The organism is Mesorhizobium sp. ORM8.1 (assembly GCF_053005525.2).
In genome coordinates this window covers 519938-541785 of sequence record NZ_CM132600.1, presented here as the reverse complement: position 1 = coordinate 541785, position 21848 = coordinate 519938, and the positions used below count along the sequence as shown (strand labels likewise).

General features: G+C 64.2%; 13 protein-coding genes and 1 pseudogene. 6 read left to right on the top strand and 8 right to left on the bottom strand.

Annotation, left to right across the window (positions count from 1 at the left end):
* The first annotated feature begins 216 nt into the window (after positions 1 to 216).
* The 3 genes from hutG to ACVDG8_RS02765 are packed head-to-tail and all read left to right on the top strand — an operon-like array spanning position 217 to position 3326.
* Entirely contained in the window at positions 217 to 1035 is an 819-nt protein-coding gene (hutG, locus tag ACVDG8_RS02775) for an N-formylglutamate deformylase (RefSeq protein ID WP_447253317.1), read from the top strand.
* Positions 1036 to 1063: 28 nt separating this feature from the next.
* Positions 1064 to 2734 carry a urocanate hydratase gene (gene hutU, locus ACVDG8_RS02770; RefSeq protein ID WP_455707520.1) on the top strand — a complete coding sequence of 557 codons (1671 nt, stop codon included), beginning with the start codon at positions 1064 to 1066 and terminating at the stop codon, positions 2732 to 2734.
* A gap of 4 nt (positions 2735 to 2738) precedes the next feature.
* The gene (locus ACVDG8_RS02765) at positions 2739 to 3326 is read left to right on the top strand and encodes a HutD/Ves family protein (RefSeq protein WP_455707519.1); all 588 of its coding nucleotides are present in this window, start codon (positions 2739 to 2741) and stop codon (positions 3324 to 3326) included.
* A gap of 3 nt (positions 3327 to 3329) precedes the next feature.
* Here ACVDG8_RS02765 and ACVDG8_RS02760 read toward each other — a convergent pair whose 3' ends face one another.
* A complete protein-coding gene (locus ACVDG8_RS02760) occupies positions 3330 to 3557 on the bottom strand; it encodes a hypothetical protein (RefSeq protein ID WP_455707892.1) in 228 nt (75 codons plus the stop codon).
* A 71-nt stretch (positions 3558 to 3628) separates the two neighbouring features.
* Positions 3629 to 3709: pseudogene (locus ACVDG8_RS02755) on the bottom strand (hypothetical protein); the annotation flags it as partial.
* Positions 3710 to 4228: 519 nt separating this feature from the next.
* Between ACVDG8_RS02755 and ACVDG8_RS02750 the strand changes: the two are divergent.
* The 3 genes from ACVDG8_RS02750 to ACVDG8_RS02740 all read left to right on the top strand — a co-directional run bounded on the left by ACVDG8_RS02750 (position 4229) and on the right by ACVDG8_RS02740 (position 15813).
* A complete protein-coding gene (locus ACVDG8_RS02750; RefSeq protein ID WP_455707884.1) occupies positions 4229 to 12814 on the top strand; it encodes a GH36-type glycosyl hydrolase domain-containing protein in 8586 nt (2861 codons plus the stop codon).
* Between the two features lie 375 nt (positions 12815 to 13189).
* Complete coding sequence (locus ACVDG8_RS02745; RefSeq protein WP_447253313.1) at positions 13190 to 14959, top strand: glucan ABC transporter ATP-binding protein/ permease; 1770 nt, start codon at positions 13190 to 13192, stop codon at positions 14957 to 14959.
* A gap of 95 nt (positions 14960 to 15054) precedes the next feature.
* Entirely contained in the window at positions 15055 to 15813 is a 759-nt protein-coding gene (locus ACVDG8_RS02740) for a heme ABC transporter permease (RefSeq protein ID WP_447253312.1), read from the top strand.
* A gap of 2 nt (positions 15814 to 15815) precedes the next feature.
* Here ACVDG8_RS02740 and ACVDG8_RS02735 read toward each other — a convergent pair whose 3' ends face one another.
* The 6 genes from ACVDG8_RS02735 to ACVDG8_RS02710 form a co-directional block, all read right to left on the bottom strand.
* Complete coding sequence (locus ACVDG8_RS02735) at positions 15816 to 16874, bottom strand: D-TA family PLP-dependent enzyme (protein ID WP_447253311.1); 1059 nt, start codon at positions 16872 to 16874, stop codon at positions 15816 to 15818.
* A gap of 233 nt (positions 16875 to 17107) precedes the next feature.
* Positions 17108 to 17650, bottom strand: a complete 543-nt coding sequence (locus ACVDG8_RS02730) for a hypothetical protein (protein ID WP_447253310.1) — start codon at positions 17648 to 17650, stop codon at positions 17108 to 17110.
* A 26-nt stretch (positions 17651 to 17676) separates the two neighbouring features.
* Complete coding sequence (locus tag ACVDG8_RS02725) at positions 17677 to 18555, bottom strand: RDD family protein (RefSeq protein WP_447253309.1); 879 nt, start codon at positions 18553 to 18555, stop codon at positions 17677 to 17679.
* On the bottom strand, positions 18542 to 19558 hold the full coding sequence (locus tag ACVDG8_RS02720; RefSeq protein WP_447253308.1) for a stage II sporulation protein M: 1017 nt from the start codon (positions 19556 to 19558) through the stop codon (positions 18542 to 18544). The genes ACVDG8_RS02725 and ACVDG8_RS02720 overlap by 14 nt, the downstream gene beginning before the upstream one ends.
* Positions 19555 to 20859, bottom strand: a complete 1305-nt coding sequence (locus ACVDG8_RS02715; RefSeq protein ID WP_447253307.1) for a DUF58 domain-containing protein — start codon at positions 20857 to 20859, stop codon at positions 19555 to 19557. Before ACVDG8_RS02715 ends, ACVDG8_RS02720 begins: the two co-directional genes overlap by 4 nt.
* Positions 20856 to 21812, bottom strand: coding sequence for an AAA family ATPase (locus ACVDG8_RS02710; RefSeq protein ID WP_447253306.1), 957 nt, complete (start codon positions 21810 to 21812; stop codon positions 20856 to 20858). The genes ACVDG8_RS02715 and ACVDG8_RS02710 overlap by 4 nt, the downstream gene beginning before the upstream one ends.
* Between the last annotated feature and the right edge of the window lie 36 nt (positions 21813 to 21848).

Genomic DNA, 21848 nt, shown 5'->3' with positions numbered 1-21848 from the left:
GAACGCACGCCCTGATAGGCCGCGTTCTGTCGCGCCCCCTCTGTCCTGCCGGACATCTCCCCCACAAGGGGGAGATCAGATGTCGCGTCGGCTTTCGCCAATCTCCAACGTTGCAGGATCGGGCAGGGCGCCGAAGCTGCCAATCTCCCCCAAGTGGGGGAGATGCCCGGCAGGGCAGAGGGGGCGCCGTAGAACTCCAGTGTTTGGAGGCCTCGCATGACTTCACCCAACTGGCTCACCGTCACTCGAGGCACAGCGCCGCTGCTGGTGTCGATCCCGCATACCGGCATCGATCTCGACGGCCTCGACTCCCGGTTGGTGTCAATCTGGCTCGGCCGCCGCGATTGCGATTGGTGGATCGACAAGCTTTATGATTTCGCCAATGACCTCGGCGCGACGGTGGTGCACACTGCCATCTCGCGCACCGTGATCGACGTCAACCGCGATCCGTCCGGCGTCTCGCTCTATCCGGGCCAAACCACAACTGGTCTGTGCCCGACCGAGACCTTCGACGGCGACCCGCTCTACCGCATGGGCGAAGAGCCGACCCCGTCCGAGATCGATCAACGCCGCGAAACCTATTTCAAGCCCTATCATGCTGCCCTGCAGGCCGAGATCGAACGACTACGCGGCCAGCACGACAAGATCGCGCTCTATGATTGCCATTCGATCCGCTCGGTGCTGCCGCGCCTGTTCGAAGGCACGCTGCCCGTCTTCAATCTCGGCACCAATGACGGCAAGAGCACCGATCCCATTCTTCAGGACAAGGTCGCAGCCATCCTCGCCGCGACCGGCGAGACCTGGGTGGTCAATGGCCGCTTCAAAGGCGGCTGGATCACCCGCGGCTTTGGCCGGCCGCGGGACGGAGTCCACGCCCTGCAGATGGAGCTCTCCAATCGCGGCTACATGCGCGAGCCGGCCGAGAAAGGTTCGCCGGAGAATTGGCCGGTGCCTTACGACGCAACCTATGCCGCGCCGATCCGCGCGACACTGAAGACCATCCTCGAAACCGCCATTGATTGGGCCGGCCGCTGATGCGCCGCCTTACTCGAAAGGGACATTGATGAACGATCCCCGCCACAACATCCGTGAAGTGCGTGCGCCCCGCGGCGACAAGCTCAACGCCCGCTATTGGACGACCGAAGCGCCGCTGCGCATGCTGATGAACAACCTCGACCCGGAAGTGGCCGAGAACCCGAACGAGCTGGTCGTCTATGGCGGCATCGGCCGGGCCGCGCGCACCTGGAACGATTTCGACCAGATTGTCGCGTCGCTGAAGACACTCGGTGAGGACGAGACGTTGCTTGTCCAGTCGGGCAAGCCGGTCGGCGTCTTCAAGACCCACGCCAATGCGCCGCGCGTGCTGATCGCCAATTCCAATATCGTGCCGCACTGGGCGACCTGGGAGAAATTCAACGAGCTCGATCGGAAGGGCCTGATGATGTACGGCCAGATGACGGCCGGCTCCTGGATCTATATCGGCACGCAAGGCATCGTGCAGGGCACCTATGAGACCTTCGTCGAGGCCGGCCGCCAGCATTACAACGGCAACCTCAAGGGCAAGTGGATCCTGACCGGTGGTCTCGGCGGCATGGGCGGCGCCCAGCCGCTCGCCGCTGTCATGGCCGGCGCCTGCTGCCTGGCCATCGAATGCAATCCGGACTCCATCGATTTCCGCTTGCGCACCCGCTATGTCGACGAAAAGGCCGAGACGCTCGACGAGGCGATGGAAATGATCGATCGCTGGACCAAGGCCGGCGAAGCGAAGTCGGTCGGCCTGCTCGGCAACGCCGCCGAGATCGTGCCGGAGATGTTCAAGCGCGGCATCCGCCCCGATATGGTCACCGACCAGACCTCGGCACACGACCCGATCAACGGCTATCTGCCCAAGGGCTGGACGATGGCCGAGTGGCGCGAGAAGCGTGTCAGCGACCCGAAGGCCGTCGAGAAAGCCGCGCGTGCCTCCATGCGCGAGCATGTCGAGGCGATGGTGGCGTTCTGGAACGCCGGCGTGCCGACGCTCGACTATGGCAACAACATCCGCCAGGTCGCCAAGGACGAAGGTTTTGAAAACGCCTTCGCGTTCCCGGGCTTCGTGCCGGCCTATATCCGGCCGCTGTTTTGCCGCGGCATCGGTCCGTTCCGCTGGGCCGCACTCTCCGGCGACCCGGAAGACATCTATAAGACCGACGCCAAGGTGCGCGAACTCACCCCCGGCAACACCCATCTGCACAACTGGCTCGACATGGCGCGCGAGCGCATCTCCTTCCAGGGCCTGCCGGCGCGCATCTGCTGGGTTGGCCTCGGCGACCGTCACCGGCTCGGCCTTGCCTTCAACGAGATGGTGGCCAAGGGCGAGCTCAAGGCGCCGGTCGTCATCGGCCGCGACCATCTCGATCTGGGCTCGGTCGCTTCGCCCAATCGCGAGACGGAAGCGATGAAGGACGGCTCAGACGCTGTTTCCGACTGGCCGCTGCTCAACGCGCTGCTCAACACCGCCTCAGGCGCCACCTGGGTGTCGCTGCATCATGGCGGCGGCGTCGGCATGGGATTCTCGCAGCATGCCGGCATGGTCATCGTCGCCGACGGTACGGCCGATGCGGCGAAGCGCCTGGAGCGGGTGCTGTGGAACGACCCGGCGACCGGCGTCATGCGCCATGCCGATGCCGGCTACGACATCGCCATCAAGTGCGCCAAAGAGCACCAGCTGAACCTCCCAGGCATTCTGGGCTGAGCTGATGCGCATCCTTCGTGCCGCCGGCTACCGCGTCATGCCGTGGAAGAATGGCGGCGGCACGACCACCGAGATCGCCGTTTCGCCCGAAGCCGCCGGGCTCGACGATTTCGACTGGCGCATCTCCATGGCCCGCGTCGAGACGAGCGGGCCGTTCTCCAGCTTTCCCGGCGTCGACCGCACGCTCTCGGTGCTGGAGGAGGAGGGGATCGTGCTCGATATTGCCGGCCGGCCCCCGGCGCGGTTGACCGCCACCTCGGCGCCGCTGTCCTTCCCTGGCGATGTGCCGACCGGCGCTACGTTGATCGGCGGTCCGATCACCGACCTTAACGTCATGACGCGTCGTGGGCGGACGATACACCAGGTTGAGCGCCTGACGCCGTCGGCTCCGTTGGATGTGGAGGCGAACGCGGGCACGACCCTAATCCTGCCTCTTGGCGGAGAACTCATCGTGCCTGGCGACAAGGCGGTCCAGGTTGGCCCGTTGGACGTAGTGGTGCTCGATCAGGGCGCCCCGGATATTCGGCTCGAATCAGTGGGAAACCCGGTGCTGTTTGTGATCCGCATCGATCGGACCAAGCCGGCCAGCTGAGATTCAAGGATTGGCCGTCAAGTCGGGGCAATTCTGCGATAATTCCGCCCATGCCTTATCCAGTTCAAGTTTCGACTGGGTGGTCTCAATTTTCTCTGCCGTCGCATTGTCGATGAAGTTGCTCTCGGCGCGCATGACGTGGAAAGGCCCTCCCGAAGGCTGCTGGTAGAGCACGATATATCCACAGTGCCGGTCGATCCGCTCAAACTTCGTGGCGATGTCGACCGCCACATAGATGCCCGGGAAGGGGCGTCCGCCGGGTCCCTAAGCCATGTAAACTTGAGCAGTTTCCGCTCCAGCAGCGGACCGGCCTGAGAACGGAATTTTTCGCTTTGCTCTGAGAAGGCAGTTATCGGGATCGATGATTTGGCGGCACCGTCCATCATTTCATAGGCCTGCTTGGGGTTGCCGCCGTCGAGCATTGAGAAATAATTGGCAATCACCCGTCTCGCAGCCAGAGCCGAATCTTCAGACGGCGTCCACTCTTGCGAATGTGCGAATCGGCCCCCAATCAATGTCGAAGCGACCAACACAATTAGAGTTGCGGCTGCACGCATCTGTTACCTTCCCATGCCTTCGAAAGGTATCCTGACCAATAAAGGCCGATATCCATATTTCAAACTGACCCACCCGACCATTAACGCCTGTTGCCAAACATGATCGCGGCGCGGGCGAAATATCGCCCGGCCCCTTGCATGTATCACGAAAAAGCCCGAATCCTTGCCCTGATCCAACCGGGGCGGAGAGCGAGGGGCGTTCGCCCACGAACTGTCGAAAGGGCATGCCCCTGTCATGGTGCGCAGAACAAACTTTCGGCCGACCTGTCATGCAACCAATTGCAATTGAACCGGTTTTAGGGACATTGCCGTGGCGGTGACGCCGCATTGCGCCCCGCTTACGGAATTTTCAATGAACATTCAGACGAACCCCGCCAAGATCGAACAGTCGAGCACCAGCTTCCCGGGAACTACGGAAGCACCGATACGCTCAATTTCCTGCCTGAAGACAGGCTGCGCGCCTTGGGCGTTGCGCTTGCCAAGGGCGAGGTCAAGGACCTGTTCGGGCTAGCGCCGTTCGAATTCCAGGCCCGCATCCGCGACAGCGCCAAGAAGATCCTCGAAGTCTACCGCTCGACCAATGCCGCTCAGGCCAAGGGCGAGACCATCACGCCGGCCGCGCAATGGCTGCTCGACAACAATTATCTGGTCGAGGAGACCATCTTCCAGGTCAAGCGCGATCTGCCGCGCCGTTTCTACCGGCAACTGCCGACATTGACGCTTGGCGACGGCACCGTCCTGCCGCGCGCCTTTGTCGTTGCCTGGAGCTATGTCGAGCATTCCGACAGCTCGGTCTCGGCTAACATGTTCAAGGCCATCGTCGAAGGCTTCCAGTCGGTCGAACCGATGAAGATCGGCGAGCTGTGGGCGCTCCCTTCGCTGCTGCGCTTCGTGTTGATCGAGAACCTGCGCCGTATCGCCGTGCGCGTCGAGCGCACCAGGCAGATGCGCCATATCGCCAACGACGTCGCCGACAAGGTGCTGGCGACCGACGACAATGCCGACCGCACCAGGATCCTGTCGAATTTCAGCGCGCATGCGCAGGACACGACTTTCGCCACCCAACTGCTCTATCGCCTGCGCGACGGCTCGCAGAATGCCGGCCGGGCGCTGGAATGGCTGGAGGGCGAGCTCGAAAAGACCGGCTCCGACGCCGAGGAGATCATCATCTCCGAGCATCAGACGCTGTCGAGCGGCAACGTCACCACCGGCAATATCATCCGTGGCCTGCGCCTCATCAACGACATCGATTGGACGGTCTGGTTCGAAGGTGTCAGCCGCACGGACGCATTGCTGCGTAACAAGACCGATTTCGCCGCGCTCGATTTCTTTTCGCGCGACCAGTACCGCACCGCGATCGAACAGATGGCGCGGCGTTCGGATCTTTCCGAATATCGCGTTGCCGAAAAGGCGATCGAACTCGCCGGTCATCTCCCCGGCATCACCGATGCGTCCGGCGTGCCGGAGACCGCTGATCCTGCCGTGCACACCGATGTGGGCTTCTTCCTGATCGGCCCGCGCCGGCCGGAACTGGAAAAGGCGATCGGCTACCGCCCGCCCTTCTACGTTACCTTCAAGCGCGCTTTTGCCGCCACCGGATGGCTGGGTATCGTCGTGCCTGTCTTCCTGCTGACGGTGCTGCTGCTCTTCCTCGCCGGACGGGCGCTTGGCAATCTTGGCCTGTCGGTCGAGTCGATCACGCTGATGCTGGCGCTGTTTGCAGTGCCGGCCAGCGAAGGCGCGCTGGCCTTCTTCAACACTGTCGTGGCGTTGTTCCTGAAACCCACCCGGCTTGTCGGCTACGATTTCAACAAGAATGGCATCCCGGATGAGGCGCGCACCCTGGTCGTGGTGCCCTCGCTGATCGGCTCGCGCGACGATGTCGAGGAAAACATCCGCAACATCGAGGTGCATCACCTCGCCAACACGGCCGCAGAGATACACTTCGCGCTTCTATCCGACTGGCCGGATTCCAAGACCGAGATCGACGCGGCCGACATCGAGATCCTGCAATATGCCCGCGACGAGATTGCCAGGCTCAACGCCCGCTACCCGTCGCAAGGCGCGCCGTACTTCTACATCCTGCATCGCCGCCGCCTCTACAATCAGGCGCAGGGCTGCTGGATGGGCTGGGAGCGCAAGCGCGGCAAGCTGCATGAGCTGAACCTTCTGCTGCGCGGCGACAGCGATACCACCTTCCTGCCGCTCGAGGTGCCGCTGCCGGAAAAGGTCGTCTATGTGATGACGCTGGACGCCGACACGCGCACCACCCGCGACGCGGTTTCGAGCCTGGTAGGCAAGCTGGCGCATCCGCTCAACCGCCCGCATTTCGATCCGGTGAAGCGTGTCGTCACCGCCGGTTACACGATCCTGCAGCCGCGCATCACCGCGTCGCTCACCAGCGGCGACGACGCTTCGTTCTTCCAGCGCGTCTTCTCCGCCAATCGCGGCCTCGACCCTTACGTCTTCGCCGTGTCGGACCTCTATCAGGACGTCTTCGGCGACGGCTCCTTCACCGGCAAGGGACTCTACCATGTCGACGCCTTCGAGGCGGCGCTCAAGGACCGCATCGACGAAAACACCATTCTCAGCCATGATTTGCTCGAAGGCGCGTTGGCGCATGCGGCCCTGGTCACCGATGTCGAGCTGGTCGAGGACTATCCGACCCGCTACTCGGTCGATGCCTCGCGCCATCATCGCTGGGCGCGCGGCGACTGGCAGCTGCTCGGCTTCATTTTCGATCCGCGCTCAGCCGTTCCGGCGCTGTCGCGCTGGAAGATGGTCGACAATCTTCGCCGCTCGGTTACCCCGATCTTCTGGGTGATGGCCTGTATCGCCGGCTGGACGCTTTTGCCGTTCACCCAGGCCGCGCAGTGGCAGGCGCTGATGATCCTCAGCCTGTTCATGGCGCCGACCTTCGATATCGTGAACGGCATCCTGCCCAAGAGCGGCGACCAGACGCCGCGCGGCCATTTCTCCGCCCTGGCCCGCGACACCGTCTTCGGCACGGCGCTCGTGGCGCTGAAGGTGCTCTTGATGGCGCATCTCGCCTGGATGATGGGCGATGCCATCGTGCGCACCATCTACCGGCTTTTCGTCAGCCGCCAGAACCTGCTGGAATGGCGCACCGCCTCGCAGGCCGCCAAGGGCGGCAACGATCTCGCCGCCTATTACGGCATGATGTATGGCGCCGTGATCATCGGCGTCGTCGGCCTCGCCATTCCGGTGCTGGCCGATTCGACCGGCGCTTTCGTCGCCTTCTTCTTCGCGATCTTCTGGATCGGCTCGCCGGCGGTCGCCTGCTGGATCAGCCGCTCGGCCGAGACCGAGGACAGGCTGCGCATCTCGGCCGCCGACATCCACGCACTGCGCACCGTGGCGCGCCGCACCTGGCATTATTTCGAGACCTTCGTGACGCCCGAGCAGCACCATCTGCCGCCGGACAATTTCCAGGAAAGCCCGGCGCCGGTGGTGGCGCCGCGCACCTCGCCGACCAATATCGGCGTCTATCTGCTTTCGGTGGTATCGGCGCGCGATTTCGGCTGGATCAGCCTGTCCGACGCCATCACCCGCATCGACGCCACGATGACGACGATCGAGAACATGCCGCGCGACCGTGGCCATCTCTACAACTGGTATGACACGACGACGCTGAAGCCGCTCTATCCGCTTTATATTTCGGCGGTCGACAGCGGCAATCTCGCCGGCCATCTCGTCGCCGTCGCGGCCTCCTGCGCCGAATGGGCCGAAGCGCCCTCCGTCCATCTGCAGGGCGACTTCGAAGGCATCATCGACACCGTTACCATCCTCGACGAAAGCCTGGACGAACTGCCGGACGACCGCCGGCAGCTCAGGCCACTGCGCCAGCGGCTCGCCGATCGCCTCGACGGCATGCGCCGCGCCGTGGCGACCATCAAGGCGCAGCCCGAGATGGCGTCGATCCGCACCATCAATCTTGCCGTGCTGGCGGGCGAGATCCGCAAGCTCGCCACCGCCATCCACTCAGAGGCAGCATCGCCCAAGAGCGACGTCATCGCCGACTGGTCGGGACGGCTGGAGGCGACCTGCGAAGCCCATGTGCACGATTCGCACAATGACGAGAGTGCGGTCTCGGCGCTGCGCGCCAAGCTGCTCGCGCTGCGCGAGCGCTGCCGCCGCTATGCCTTCGAGATGGATTTCTCCTTCCTGATGCGCCAGGAGCGCAAACTTCTGTCGATCGGTTACCGGGTCGAGGACCGCCAGCTCGACGAGAGCTGCTACGACCTGCTCGCCTCGGAAGCGCGTCTTACCAGCCTGTTCGCCATCGCCAAGGGCGACCTGCCGACCGAGCATTGGTTCCGCCTCGGGCGCCCGATCGTCGAGATCGGCTTCCAGGGCGCGCTGATGTCCTGGTCGGGCTCGATGTTCGAGTATCTGATGCCGCCGCTGGTGATGAAGGAGCCGCAAGGCTCTATCCTCAACCAGACCAGCAAGCTCATCATCAAGCGCCAGATCCAGTATGCGCGCTCGAAGAACGTGCCTTGGGGCATTTCGGAAGCGGCCTACAACGCCCGCGACCGCGAGCTTACCTACCAGTACACCAATTTCGGCGTGCCCGGCCTAGGCTTGAAGCGCGGCCTTGGCCAGAACACCGTGATCGCGCCCTATGCGACGATCCTGGCCGCGCAGTTCAGCCCGCGCGAGGCGGTGCAGAACCTGCAGCGGCTGCGCTCGATCGGGGCGCTCGGCCGTCATGGCTTCTACGATGCGGTCGACTTCACGCCGCAGCGCGTGCCGGAAGGCACCGACCACGCCGTGGTGCAGAACTACATGGCGCATCATTCCGGCATGTCGATCGCCGCGGTCGCCGATGCCATTTTCGAGGGCCGGCTGCGCGAGCGCTTCCACAGTGACCCGGTGATCGAATCCGCCGAGCTCCTCTTGCAGGAGAAGGCGCCGCGCGACATCCCGACCGCCACCGTCAGGACAGAAGCCGACGAGCGCGAAAAGGACGAGACCGAGACCGAGAGCCCGGACAGCCGCGTCGTCCTCGATCCGATCAGAGCGCTGCGCGCCACCAACGTCATGTCCAACGGCCGCTATTCGGTCATGGTGACAGCGACCGGCTCCGGCTACAGCCGCTTCGGCGAGCTTGCCGTCACCCGCTGGCAGCCGGATCCGAGCGAGGACCGGCTCGGCTCCTACATCTTCCTGCGCGACACCGCGACGGGCGACTGGTGGTCGGCCACCGCCGAACCGAAGCGCGCCGAGGGCGAGCGCGTCCAGACGCTGTTCGGCGACGACAAGGCAAGCTTCACCAAGACGGTCGGCTCGCTGCGTTCGGAAGTCGAATGCATTGTGATCTCCGAAGGCAATGGCGAAGGCCGCCGCATCACGCTCTACAATGACAGCGCCACCGACCGGTATATCGAGGTGACGTCCTTTGCCGAACTGGTGCTTGGCAACGAGGTCTCCGACAACGCCCATCCGGCGTTCTCGAAAATGTTCGTCGAGACCGAGATCGCCGCGAACAATGGTGCGATCTTCGCCACCAGACGCAAGCGCGACAAGAACGAGCCCGACATCACGATGGTGCATTTCGTGACTGACCCGGCGGGCCCTTCGCGCGATGCCGAGGCCGAGACCGATCGGCGCGCCTTTATCGGCCGTGGCCGCACCATTGCCGATGCCGTCGCTTTCGACCCCGGCGTCAGGTTGCCCGGCAACCAAGGCTTCACGCTTGACCCGGTCGCCGCTTTGCGCCGCCAGGTGCGCGTGCCGGCCAACAAGAAGATCTCGCTGACCTTCTGGACGGCCGTCGGCGCCAACCGTGAGGAACTCGACGAGGCGATCGCTCGCCTCGACCATCAGGAGAGCTTTGCCCGCCAGGCTATGCTTGCCTGGACGCGCAGCCAGGTGCAGACGCGCCATCTGGGCTTGAGCCTCACCGACGCGGCCAATGTCCAGAAGCTGGCGCGCTATCTGATCTATCCCGATCCGTTCCTGCGCCTGCCGGCGGAGTCCATCGCATCGGGCCTCGGCCGTCAGTCGAGCCTGTGGCCGACCAGCATTTCGGGCGATTTCCCGATCTTCCTCGTGCGCATCGGCGATGTCGCCGATCTCGAGATCGTCGCCCAGGCGTTGCGCTTCCAGGAGTATATGCGTGCTCGCGGTATGATGATCGACTTCGTCGTCGTCAACGAGCAGGCGTCTTCCTACGTGCAGGACCTGCAGCGCGCGGTGGAGACGCTGTGCGAGAACAGCCGGCTACGCGGTCGCGAACTCGGGCCCCGCCAGCACATCTTCGCGGTGCGCCGCGACCTGATGGACGAGCCGACCTACAAGACCCTGCTGTCGGTCGCGCGCGTCGTACTGCACACCCGCAACGGCACGATCTTCGACCAGCTTGAACGCGCCGATACGGCGGCGCTCCAGGCGCGCGACGCGCTTGCGCAGACCGAAGGCGGCGCGCCGCGCGAGGCGACACCGCCGCTGCCCTTGCCGGTCCCGGCAAGCCAAGGCGGACAGGACGTGGCCGCCGACGGCGGCGGCCTCAGCCTGTGGAACGGCTTTGGCGGCTTCGACGGCGACGGTCGCCATTATGTGACGCGGCTGACCGGCCGGCGCTCGACGCCGCAGCCATGGATCAACGTCATCGCCAACGCTTCCTTCGGCTTCCACGTCTCGGCCGAGGGCGCCGGCTTCACCTGGAGCCGCAACAGCCGCGATTACCAGCTGACGCCATGGTCGAACGACCCGGTGTCGAACCGGCCGGGCGAGGGCTTCTATATTTTCGACCAGGCCAGCGGCAAGGCGTTCTCGCCGATGGCGGCAACGGTCCGCGATCCTTCGATGACCTACGAGACCTGGCACGGCCAGGGCTTTTCGACGTTCCGCTCGAAGCGCGGTCCTTTGTCGATGGACCTGACCCAGGTGGTCGATGCCACCGACCCGGTGAAAGTCACCCGGCTGCGCATCCAGAACAGCGGCTCCGTGCCGGTGAGGCTGCGCGTCTATGCCTATGCCGAATGGGTGCTGGGCGGCCACCGTTCGCGCACCGCGGCGACCATCGTGCCGTCGCGCGACGCGGCAACCGGCGCGCTTCTGGCGCAAAATCCATACGGTCTCGACTTCGGCGAGCGCGTGGCTTTCCTGGCTGCGGCCCATCCCGTGCATTCGGTGACCGCCGATCGCTCCGAGTTCATCGGCAGGCACGGCACGACGGAATATCCGCAGGCCGTGCTCGGCGGGCTCGCGCTCTCGGGCCGTATCGAGGCAGGCGACGACCCGTGCGCCGTGGTCGCCAGCGATGTCGAGATCCCGGCGGGTGGCGACGTCACGCTGCTCTGGCTGCTTGGCGACGCGGCGACGCCGGCCGAGGCAAGCGCCTTGGTGCAGACGCATCGCGGCAAGGACTTCGACCGGCGGCTGGCCGACAATGAAAAGGCCTGGCGCGGCTTCCTCGACACGATCCAGGTCGAGACGCCCGACAAGGGGCTCAACGCCATGGTCAACCATTGGCTGCCTTACCAGAGCCTTGCCTGCCGTATCCGTGCACGCTCGGCCTTCTATCAGGCGAGCGGGGCCTTCGGCTTCCGCGACCAGTTGCAGGACACGCTCGCCCTTCTGGCGCATGACCCGAAGCTGGCGCATGACCAGATCCTCAACGCCGCGCGCCGGCAGTTCCCCGAAGGCGATGTGCAGCATTGGTGGCTGCCGCGCACCGATGCCGGCGTGCGCACCATGATCTCCGACGACGTGGTGTGGCTGGCCCACGCTACCGCCCGCTACATCGAGGTGACCGGCGACGCCGCGATCCTCAAGGAGCAGATCCCGTTCATCGACGGGCAGCAGCTCGGCGAGGACGAGCACGACGCCTTCTTCACGCCGGAGATCACCAAGACCACCGCCTCGCTCTACGACCATTGCGCGCGAGCGCTCGATCTCGCGATCAAGCGCAGCAGCCCGGCCGGCCTGCCGCTGATCCTCGGCGGCGACTGGAACGACGGCATGAACCGGGTCGGCGAAGGCGGCAAGGGCGAGAGCGTCTGGCTGGGCTGGTTCCTGCTCAAGACGCTCATCGACTTCGCGCCGGTCGCCAAAGGCCAGGGCGACGCCAAGCGCGCGCAGGCCTGGGCCAAGCATGCCGAGGCGCTCAAGCGGGCGCTGGAAAGCACGGCCTGGGACGGCCAGTGGTATCGGCGCGGCAGCTATGACGACGGCGCACCGCTCGGCTCGCACACCTCCGACGAGTGCAAGATCGACTCCATCGCGCAATCCTGGAGCGTGCTGTCGGGCGAAGGGGATCCGGCCCGCTCGACCACCGCCATGCAACAGGCGACCGAAATGCTGGTCGACGACGAGCTCCAGATCGTCAAGCTGTTCACGCCGCCCTTCTCCAAGAGCGCGAAGGACCCGGGCTACATCAAGAGCTACCCGCCGGGCGTGCGCGAGAATGGCGGCCAGTACACCCATGCCGCCACCTGGTTCGTCATCGCGCTGGCCGAGATGGGCCGCACAGACGAGGCCTATCGCTGCTTCTCGATGCTGAATCCGGTCAACCACGCTTCCGACGAGGCGGCGACCGAGCACTATCGCGTCGAGCCCTACGTGGTGGCCGCCGACATCTATGCGGGCGAAGGCAAGGGCGGCCGTGGCGGCTGGACGTGGTACACGGGCTCGGCCGGCTGGCTCTACCGCGCGGCGGTGGAAGGCATCCTCGGCATCGAGCGGCGCGGCAAGGAGATCACGTTTAGGCCCAAGCTGCCCGGGCACTGGGACGGTTACGCCGCCACGCTCAAGATGTTCGACGGCGAGATCAAGGTTCGTGTCATCCGCGACAAAAAGACCAAGTCGATCTCGCTCGAAGTCAATGGTTCGAAGAAAAAATCGACGTCCTTCGAGCCAAAAGCCGGCGACAAGACCGAGGTTGTCGTCAGGATTCCCGCATAATATCAGAAGCTTGGGCTGTTGGCCGCGCATCCTTCGGGGTGCGCGGCAAAGCCTTGCGTTTTACTTGGCTGCAAGCCGGCCAAGCATCCAGCCCGGTCTTTTAGGGTCAGCTAACCAAGCAGGCGGTGATTAAAAATGTGGCAGTGCGAGGCAGCTGCCATTATTTTGCCGCAAGGCTGACATTTCACCTTTTATCTCAAACCGTTAGGTGATCACGTCAGATTTCGTACCGTCGTCATCTTTTGTTCGCTAAATGGGAACGCAAGGGATAGATGGGGCATTGTTTCGCGACACGTTAACCGATACGTGTCAAAAAATGGTGCGGTGCACAATACCGGCATTGAGCACAGACAAGAGTTTGGCGGAGTAGCTGAAGTGTCACTTCTGCAAGTCTACTTACGAGCGCTGAGTTATCTGGCTGCGGACAAGAAGCGCGTCGCGCTGATCTGCGGCGCAAATGTCGCGCTCGCTGCGATCGCAATCCTCGAGCCGATCCTGTTGGGTCGGGTCATCGGCGCTATTTCCGAAAAAGGCCCGGTGTTTTCGACGCTTGCCGTCTGGGCAACTCTCGGCATCTTCAACGTCATAGCCTTCGTGCTGGTGGCGCGCGGCGCCGACCGCTTCGCCCATGCCCGTCGTTCGGAAGTGCTTTGCCAGTCCTTCGAACGCGTCATCACCATGCCGCTCGCCTGGCATCACCAGCGCGGCACTTCCAATTCGCTGCATACGCTGCTGCGCGCCATCGAGACCCTGTTCAGCCTGTGGCTCGAATTCATGCGCGTGCATCTGTCGACGGCCATCGCGCTGGTGCTGCTGGTGCCGACCGCGCTTGCCATGGACATCCGCATGTCCGTCGTGCTGCTTGGCCTCGGCGTGCTGTACGTCGGCATCGGCCGTATCGTCATGCGCCGCACCAAGTCGGGGCAGACCGCCGTCGAACGCCATTACCACACCGTCTTTGCCCATGTGACCGACTCGGTCAGCAACGTCGCCGTGCTGCAGAGCTACAATCGCATCGGCCATGAGACCGCGGCGCTGAAGCGTTACGTCAAGGACCTGCTCGACGCGCAGAACCCCGTGCTCGACTGGTGGGCGATCGCCAACGCGCTGAACCGCCTGTCGTCGACCATCTCGATGATGATCGTGCTGTCGATCGGCGCTTATCTCGTCACCCGCGGCGAGCTCCGCGTCGGCGATGTCGTCGCCTTCACCGGCTTTGCCGGAATGCTGATTGCCCGTCTCGACCAGATGTCGGCCTTCACCAGCCAGATTTCCGAGGCGCGCGCCAAGCTGGAGGACTTCTATCGTCTTGAGGACTCGGCCGCCGATACTGCCGAGCCGGACGGCCTGCGCGAGCTGACCAATGTCACCGGCCATATCCGCTTCGAGGACGTCAGCTTCGAGTTCGCCAATTCCGGCCATGGCATCGAGAATGTGTCCTTCGAGGTCCAGGCTGGCCAGACGGTCGCCATCGTCGGCCCGACCGGCGCCGGCAAGACGACGCTGATCAACGTCTTGCAGCGCGTCTTCACGCCGTCCAGCGGTCGTATCCTGATCGATGGTATCGACACCAAGACGGTGACCCGCAAGTCGCTGCGTCATTCGATCGCCACCGTCTTCCAGGACGCCGGCCTACTCAACCGCTCGATCGAGGACAACATCCGCGTTGGCCGCGCCGATGCGAGCTATGACGAGATCCACGCTGCCGCCAACGCCGCGGCCGCGCAGGACTTCATCCTCTCCAAGAGCGGCGGCTACGACACCGTCGTCGGCGAGCGCGGCGGCCAGCTTTCCGGTGGCGAGCGCCAGCGCATCGCCATCGCCCGCGCGGTTCTCAAGGACGCGCCGATCCTGGTGCTCGACGAGGCGACCAGCGCGCTCGACGTCGAGACCGAGGATCGCGTCAAGGAAGCGATCGACGAGCTGCGCCGCAACCGCACCACCTTCATCATCGCCCACCGCCTGACCACGGTCCGCGACGCCGATCTGGTCGTCTTCATGGACAAGGGCAGGGTGGTCGAGATGGGCGGCTTCACGGAACTGTCGCTGCGCAACGGCCGCTTCGCCAGCTTGCTGCGCGCCGGCGGCCTGCTCAACGACGAAGAGGTCCGCCGCCTCAGCCGCCCGGTCACCGAAGCGGCGTAACGGCACCAGCTTTCCCTTCTCCCACAAGGGGAGAGGGAAAGAGTGCGACACTCCCCCGATTGCCCCGGACTTGTTGCCGGTCTATTTAGGTCCGCATGAGCGATACCACTTCACGCCTTGCCGGCTGGACCGATCTCGCCAACCCGACCCGTTTCGTCGGGCTGGCCGACAAGGTCATTCCATGGCTGGCCGGAATAGCCGCGATCCTGCTCGTCGTCGGCCTTTATATGAGCTTCACAGCGCCTGAGGATTTCCAGCAGGGCATCACGGTGCGCATCATGTATATCCACGTGCCTTTCGCCTGGCTCGCCATGATGTGCTACACGATCATGGCGATCTCGGCGCTGGGCACGCTGGTCTGGCGCCATCCGCTGGCCGATGTCGCGCTGAAATCGGCCGCCCCCATCGGCGCCACCTTTACGGCACTTGCGCTGATCACCGGATCGATCTGGGGCAAGCCGATGTGGGGCACCTGGTGGGTGTGGGACGCGCGGCTGACCTCGGTCTTCGTGCTTTTCCTGATGTATCTCGGCATCATCGCGCTGACCCGCGCGCTGGACGATGCCGGCCGCTCCGCCTGGGCCGCGGCCATCATCACGCTGGTCGGCTTCATCAACATCCCGATCATAAAATTCTCGGTCGACTGGTGGAACACGCTGCACCAGCCGGCATCGATCTTCCGGCTCGGTGGGCCAACCATAGACCCGTCGATGCTGTGGCCGCTCGCCGTGATGGCTCTGGGCTTCACCGTGCTGTTCTTCGCGCTGCACCTGATGGCGATGCGCACGGAAATTTTCCGCCGTCGCGTGACCGCAATGCGCAGGGTCGCGGCGCGGCAGGCGGAGCGGCAATAGGCCTATCCCATCCGGCCACGCGCTGCCACCGGCAGCGTTTCCAGCACCTTGTCGCCTTCGATCAGATGCACCTGGTCGAAAAGGTTCGTCACCACGCAGCAATGATCGGGAACGACCCGCACGCGTTCTCCGATGCGCAAGGCGGCGCCATCCGAGAGCGTCACGGTGCCGTGCTCTTCGCTCAAGCCCGTGACGCGGGCGCCGGGCAGGCCAAGCAACTCGCCGAACTCGGGCAATCCGAGCGTGTCGGAGGACAGCGCCTTGCTGCCGCTGTCGAGGATGGCGCGGGTGGCCGTCGGATGGCTGACCACCGTGGCAAACACCGTCAGCGCGCAGTCGTCCAGCGTGCCGACGCCTTTGGCGACCTGGTAGCGGTCCATATAGATATAGGTGCCCGGCCGGTATTCGGTGACGACCCTGTCTTCGCCCGAACGCCACATATCCGGCGTGCCGCCGCTGGAGATGCGCGCGCATGCCAGCCCCGCCGCGGCAAGCGCGTCGCGCGCGCTTTTGAGCCATGCTTCGGCCTCGGCGGCGCGGCCGGCCGCCGGATAGGTCATCAGGCCGCCGAAGGCGAGGCCCTGGGCCCGGTCGATCACCTTCGCCAGCGCCAGGGCTTCCGTCAGGCCCTGCACGCCGCAGCGGCCCATGCCGGTATCGCATTCGACCAGCACGGACAGCGGATGGCCGGCATCGGTAAAGGTGGCGGCAAGGCCTTCCAGCGTCTCGTGGCTGTCCACGGTCACCGACAGCGTGACGCGGCCATGCAGCGCCTTCAGCCGTTCCAGCTTGGCGCGGCCAAGGATGTTGTAGGGCAGGAAAATGTCGCTCAAGCCGGCATCGGCCATCACTTCTGCCTCGCCGATCTTCTGGCAGGTGATGCCGACCGCGCCCGCCGCCACCTGCTTCTTTGCCCAGTAGGGCAGCTTGTGCGTCTTGATGTGCGGCCTAAGCTTCAGTCCATGCGCATCGGCATGCGCCTGCGCCTTTTTGATATTGGCTTCGGCGCGAGCCGCATCGATCAGGATCGCCGGCGTATCGAGGTCGTCTATGCTTGGCATAAATCACCATCTCAAAGCATGCCTCCCGAAAGTGGGAACCGGTTTCGGGACAAGACATGCGTTTAATCAAATACGGGTGGGGTTATGGCCTCGATCCGGTTGGATGTCACGGGCCAGAACGCCCTGTTTGCGTCGACAGTGGACCTGTTGGTGTCGGAGATGGACGGGATGGGACAAAACGTTCACCGGACGACGGCAAGCTGGCTCTCGGCCGATGCTCGAATAGCGCTCTCTCAAATCCCAAATTGGGTTCTGACAGCGGAAAGCCAGTTAGCGTCGTTGTCTACTATGGCCCTCGATACATATATGATTCTAGTATCCCCGATTAATTCCTTGTTGCAGTGTGACTTAATGGATCGCACCGCCGTTTTATAGATGTCAATAAGATTCCTGGGCGCCTGTATGTGCACTCCATTCTTTTTGACGAAAAAGGAGGTGTAACCAATCAAAACGTAGAAATATGGATACGCTACCGCTGAGAACTTTCTTGAGGTTATCTTAAGGTGACCATCTCCATGCAATTCCTTGAATTGATGCCAAGCGATGTTGCCATTTTTATAAATAACTATCTCTGGTTCGTCGGTTGCAAATGAGGGGTGTTTTAAAGCCATGGAGGCGTTTTGTTTGGCGGTTACGTTTGTTATGGTATCAATTGTAAGATAAATAATATTATTCTTATCCAGAAAATCGTATCCAATTTTTGAGCCTGATTCAACTAAATGGCGAAGTAGATCTTCATACTGTTCCCCTGTAATAACAAATTCAGTCGAAGCCATATTTCCCAGACCTTCAACCTGAGCGTCTACCGCGCGTATTTATCCGCCTTGCGATTCCCTAGCAGCAGCTTGCGTTCCAGATGCGCGCGCAACTCTCCGTAATAAGCGGTGAGGAACGCCTTTGAATCGATCGGCTCGACCCTGGCGTTGATCTTGCGGCTGATCGTTTCCGCCACCGCCTTCAGCGCGTGATAGTCGTCGCGGCGCAGCACTTCCTCGAGCTTCTGCAGCTCGGCGATGCCGTAGGCATCCAGCTGCGCGGCGCTGAACTGGAAGCGGGCCGCGAACGGGTCCTTGCGCTGCGAAAGATCCTCGACCAGCGCCACTTTCGGCGCCTCGACCACCCAGGTGCCGGCGAGCAGGTCGCCGATCCTGAGCCGGTCGCGGTTGAAGAGCGGGAACAGCGAAAACAGCAGCGCCCATATCAGGCCGAAGACGGTCGACAGCGTGTCGGCGAAGCCGGCGCTGCCCCTGGCCGCGATGATCGACAGCGGCAGGAACACTTCGATCTCGCGCATCAGGTTGCGCGCGATGACCTGATCGATGGTGAGGCCGGCGCCACTGCGCGACGCCACCCGTATGCCGACCATGCGCTTGCCGGGCGTCGCGGCCCGTCGGCCCGCCTCGAAGGCGATGAAATAGACGTTGCGCAGGAAGAACATGAAGATGATCCAGACGATGAACAGCGGCTGTGCGTCCTGGAGGCCAAGTCCGGCCAGGCCGAAGATTATGACCAGCGAGACGACCACGGCCGCGATGACGATGATGACCACGTCGAGCAGGAAGCCCGAAGCGCGTGTGCCGGCATCCGCCAGCTTGACGCGCAGGTCGACGCCTTCGGGCGTGACCAGCGGGCGGATCAGCGCTGCCGGATCCTTGGCCTTCGCGGGCTTAGCCTTCGCCATGCCGCACCATCCGCAACAGGTAGAAATAACAGATCCAGAGTGCCAGCATGCCGCCGCCGATCGCATAGCGGGCGATGTCGCTGGTGATCGTCTGGCGGCCGATGCCTTCGAGCAGGCCGGCAAACAGAAGCATGATCGTTACGCCGACCATGGCGATCGCCGCCACGCGCCCGGCCTGCGCCGCGGCCGCCATGCGCGTCAATTCGCCGGGGAAGGCAATGCGCGTGCCGATGCGCATGCCGGCCGCGCCGGCGATGGCGATGGCGAACAGTTCCGTCGTCCCGTGGATGGACAGCCAGCCGCCGAGCTCGAAGCCCAGCCCCTTGGCGGCATAGATCTGGAAAATCGCGCCGAGCATGCAGCCATTCATCAGGATGATCAGCACGCTGGGCACGGCAAAGGCGAAGCCCAGGGCGAAAGCCAGGATCGACACCTGCGTGTTGTGGGTGAAAAGAAGCGCTGCAAAGCCCGACAAAAAGTGGTGGTCGCCGCCGTAAAGCACGCCGCGAAGCATCTCGGCCGAGGAGTCCGGATTACGGCCGCCGGCGAGGCTTGGCGGGATGATGGCGTCGTACCAGCGCTTGTCGGAGGCGACCAGCCAATAGCCGGCTATGGCGCCGATGACGGTGAGCCCGACCGATGTCCAGACCTCGCGCCACAGGTCGCGGATCGCGCCCGGCCAGTCGCGCAGGAAGAAGTCGCCGATGCGCGACCGCATGGTTCGCCGCGCGCCGTAGAGATAGAAGTAGCCGCGCAGGCACAGCGCCTCCAGGTAGGCGATCAGCGCGTTGTCGAGCGAGGTCGCGCGCGCCACCGACAGCGATGACAGCGCCGAGCGGTAGAGCAGGGGCAGCGACAGCAATTCGTCTTCCGAAAGCGCGCGCGGCGCGCGTTTCTCGACGCGCGCCAGCAACGCCTCGAACGCCTTCCAGTCGGCCTCGCGTTCCTTGCGGAAGCTTGCCAGCGACTGGCGCACCGCATCGGTGCCGACAGACAGCGTCATAAGAGGTCCTCCTCCTTGAGCTGGATATAGCGTTCGACGAGCGCCGGGCCGAGCCGCTGGTGGTCGGCCTCGATGACATGTGCGCCAAGAAGCCGCAGCCTGCCGATCACCACTTGTCGCTGCCGGAGCAGATCGCCCGCGGTGACCGAGCGGGCGACGTCCTCGGGTGCGGCCGGCGCCATGTCTGCCAGGGTCTCCAGCTCGACATCCCGCATCAGCATGAACAGCACCAGATGCCGTTCGGTCAGCCGGCCGACGGTGCGCAGCATCAGTTCGGCGCTGATCGGGTCGACGAAATCGGTGAAGACGATCACCAGCGAGCGCCGGTCGAGCTTCGCCGACAGCGTCGTCAGCGCCAGGGTGAAATTGGTCTCCTCGGTCGAATAGTCGATCTCGGCGGCGCGCTTCTGGATCATGGTGAAGCTTGGCGAGCCGCGCACCGCGCCGCTCGAGACGCGCGGCCTGGCGTCGAAGGAAAACAGGCTGACAAGGTCGCCGCTCTTGAGCGCAATGAAGGCCGACAGAAGTGCCGCCGTCACCGCGCGGTCGACCTTCGGCACGCCGTCGACCGGCTCGCACATCAGGCGGCCGCTATCGATGGCCAGAACGATGTTGTTGTTCTCCTCGATGCGGAATTCGCGTGCGAGCAGCTTGCCGTGGCGGGCGCTGCGCTTCCAGTCGATCATGCGCCGGCCCATGCCGGGCTGGTAGTCCTTCAGCGATTCGAATTCGCGACCCTGCCCGGCGCGCTTCTGCGCGTGGCCGTCGGCAAGGGTCGAGCGCTGCAGCAGCGTGATCGCCTCGTCGCGGGCGCTGTTGACATTGGGCAGCACCGCCACCTTGCGTTCGACCGGCAACACGGCCTGACTCCAGACCAGCCCGAACGGTCCCTGCCAGCGCAGCCACAGCCGGTCGAAGCTGGCGATGCCGCGTCTCACCGCATCGAATTCGAGGTCGAGCGTGCCGCCATTGGCCGGCAGCGCACCGCCCGTGCTCTTGACCGGCTCCAGCCGCTGGTCATGGCCGACGCGCGCCTGCAGGCGCCGCAGCTTCGCGCCGACGCCAGCCGCGATGTGCAGGGTGAAGCGCCCGCCGACGCCGACGACCGGTGGCGCCGTCAGCGTCGCGTTCAGCGAAGCGCGGCCGCGCCCGGCCGCGGCATCGACCGCCAGGAAAGCCAGCAGCACGCAGATCCACAACAGGCCGAGATACCAGACCTGCGGCAGCACGAGCGCGATCAGGAAGGCGGGGATCGCCCCCGCCGCCGCTGCCCACACTGCTCGCCCGCTCGGATAGATCAACGCGGCGCTTCCGTCTGGTCGACGAGATCGGAGACGATCTGCTCGACCAGCCTTCCGTCGATCTGCGCGGCCGGCGAAAGCACGACGCGGTGGCGCAGCGCCGGCACGGCCAACGCCTTGACGTCGTCGGGGATGACATAGTTGCGCCCGTCGAGTGCTGCCCGGGCGCGCGCGGCGCGCGCCAGCATGGCGCCCGCGCGCGGGCTGGCGCCGACCTCGAGGTCCGGGCTTTCGCGTGTGCCGCGCACCAGGGCGGCGATATAGCCGACGACATTGTCGACCAGCGTGACCTCGCCGACCGTGGCCAAGGCGGCTTGCAGCGTCTCGCGGTCGGTCCGCGCCTTGATGCCATATTGCTCGATGTCGTGCGAGGCCGAGCCGCCGCCATGGTTGACGATGATGGCGCGTTCCTCCTTGAGGTCGGGATAGCTCACCCGGTGCTTGAACAGGAAACGGTCGAGCTGCGCCTCGGGCAGCGGATAGACGCCCTGGTGCTCGATCGGGTTCTGCGTCGCCACCACCATGAAATTCTGGCCGAGCGCGTGCGTCGTGCCGTCGAAGGTGACGGCATGCTCCTGCATGGCTTCAAGCAGCGCGGCCTGCGTCTTCGGCGGCGTGCGATTGATTTCGTCGGCCAGCAACAGGTCGCAGAAGATCGGGCCGTGCGTCAGCGTGAACTGCCCGGTCTGGAAATTGTAGATGTTGGAGCCGACGATGTCGCCAGGCATCAGGTCGGGCGTGAACTGGATGCGCCCGTAGAGGACGCCGAGCGCCTGCGCGAAGCAGCGCGCGGTCATGGTCTTGGCGGTGCCCGGCGGTCCTTCGAGCAGGATATGGCCGCCGGCAAACAGCGCCGTCAGCATCAGGTCGACCGTGTCACGTTGCCCGGTGATCGCTTTGGCCACCTCTTCCCTGATCGCATTCGCCAGGGCTTTCACTTCATCGACGTTCACCAAGCCTCCTTGCCGTCCAGTCATGCAGCTGTTCGG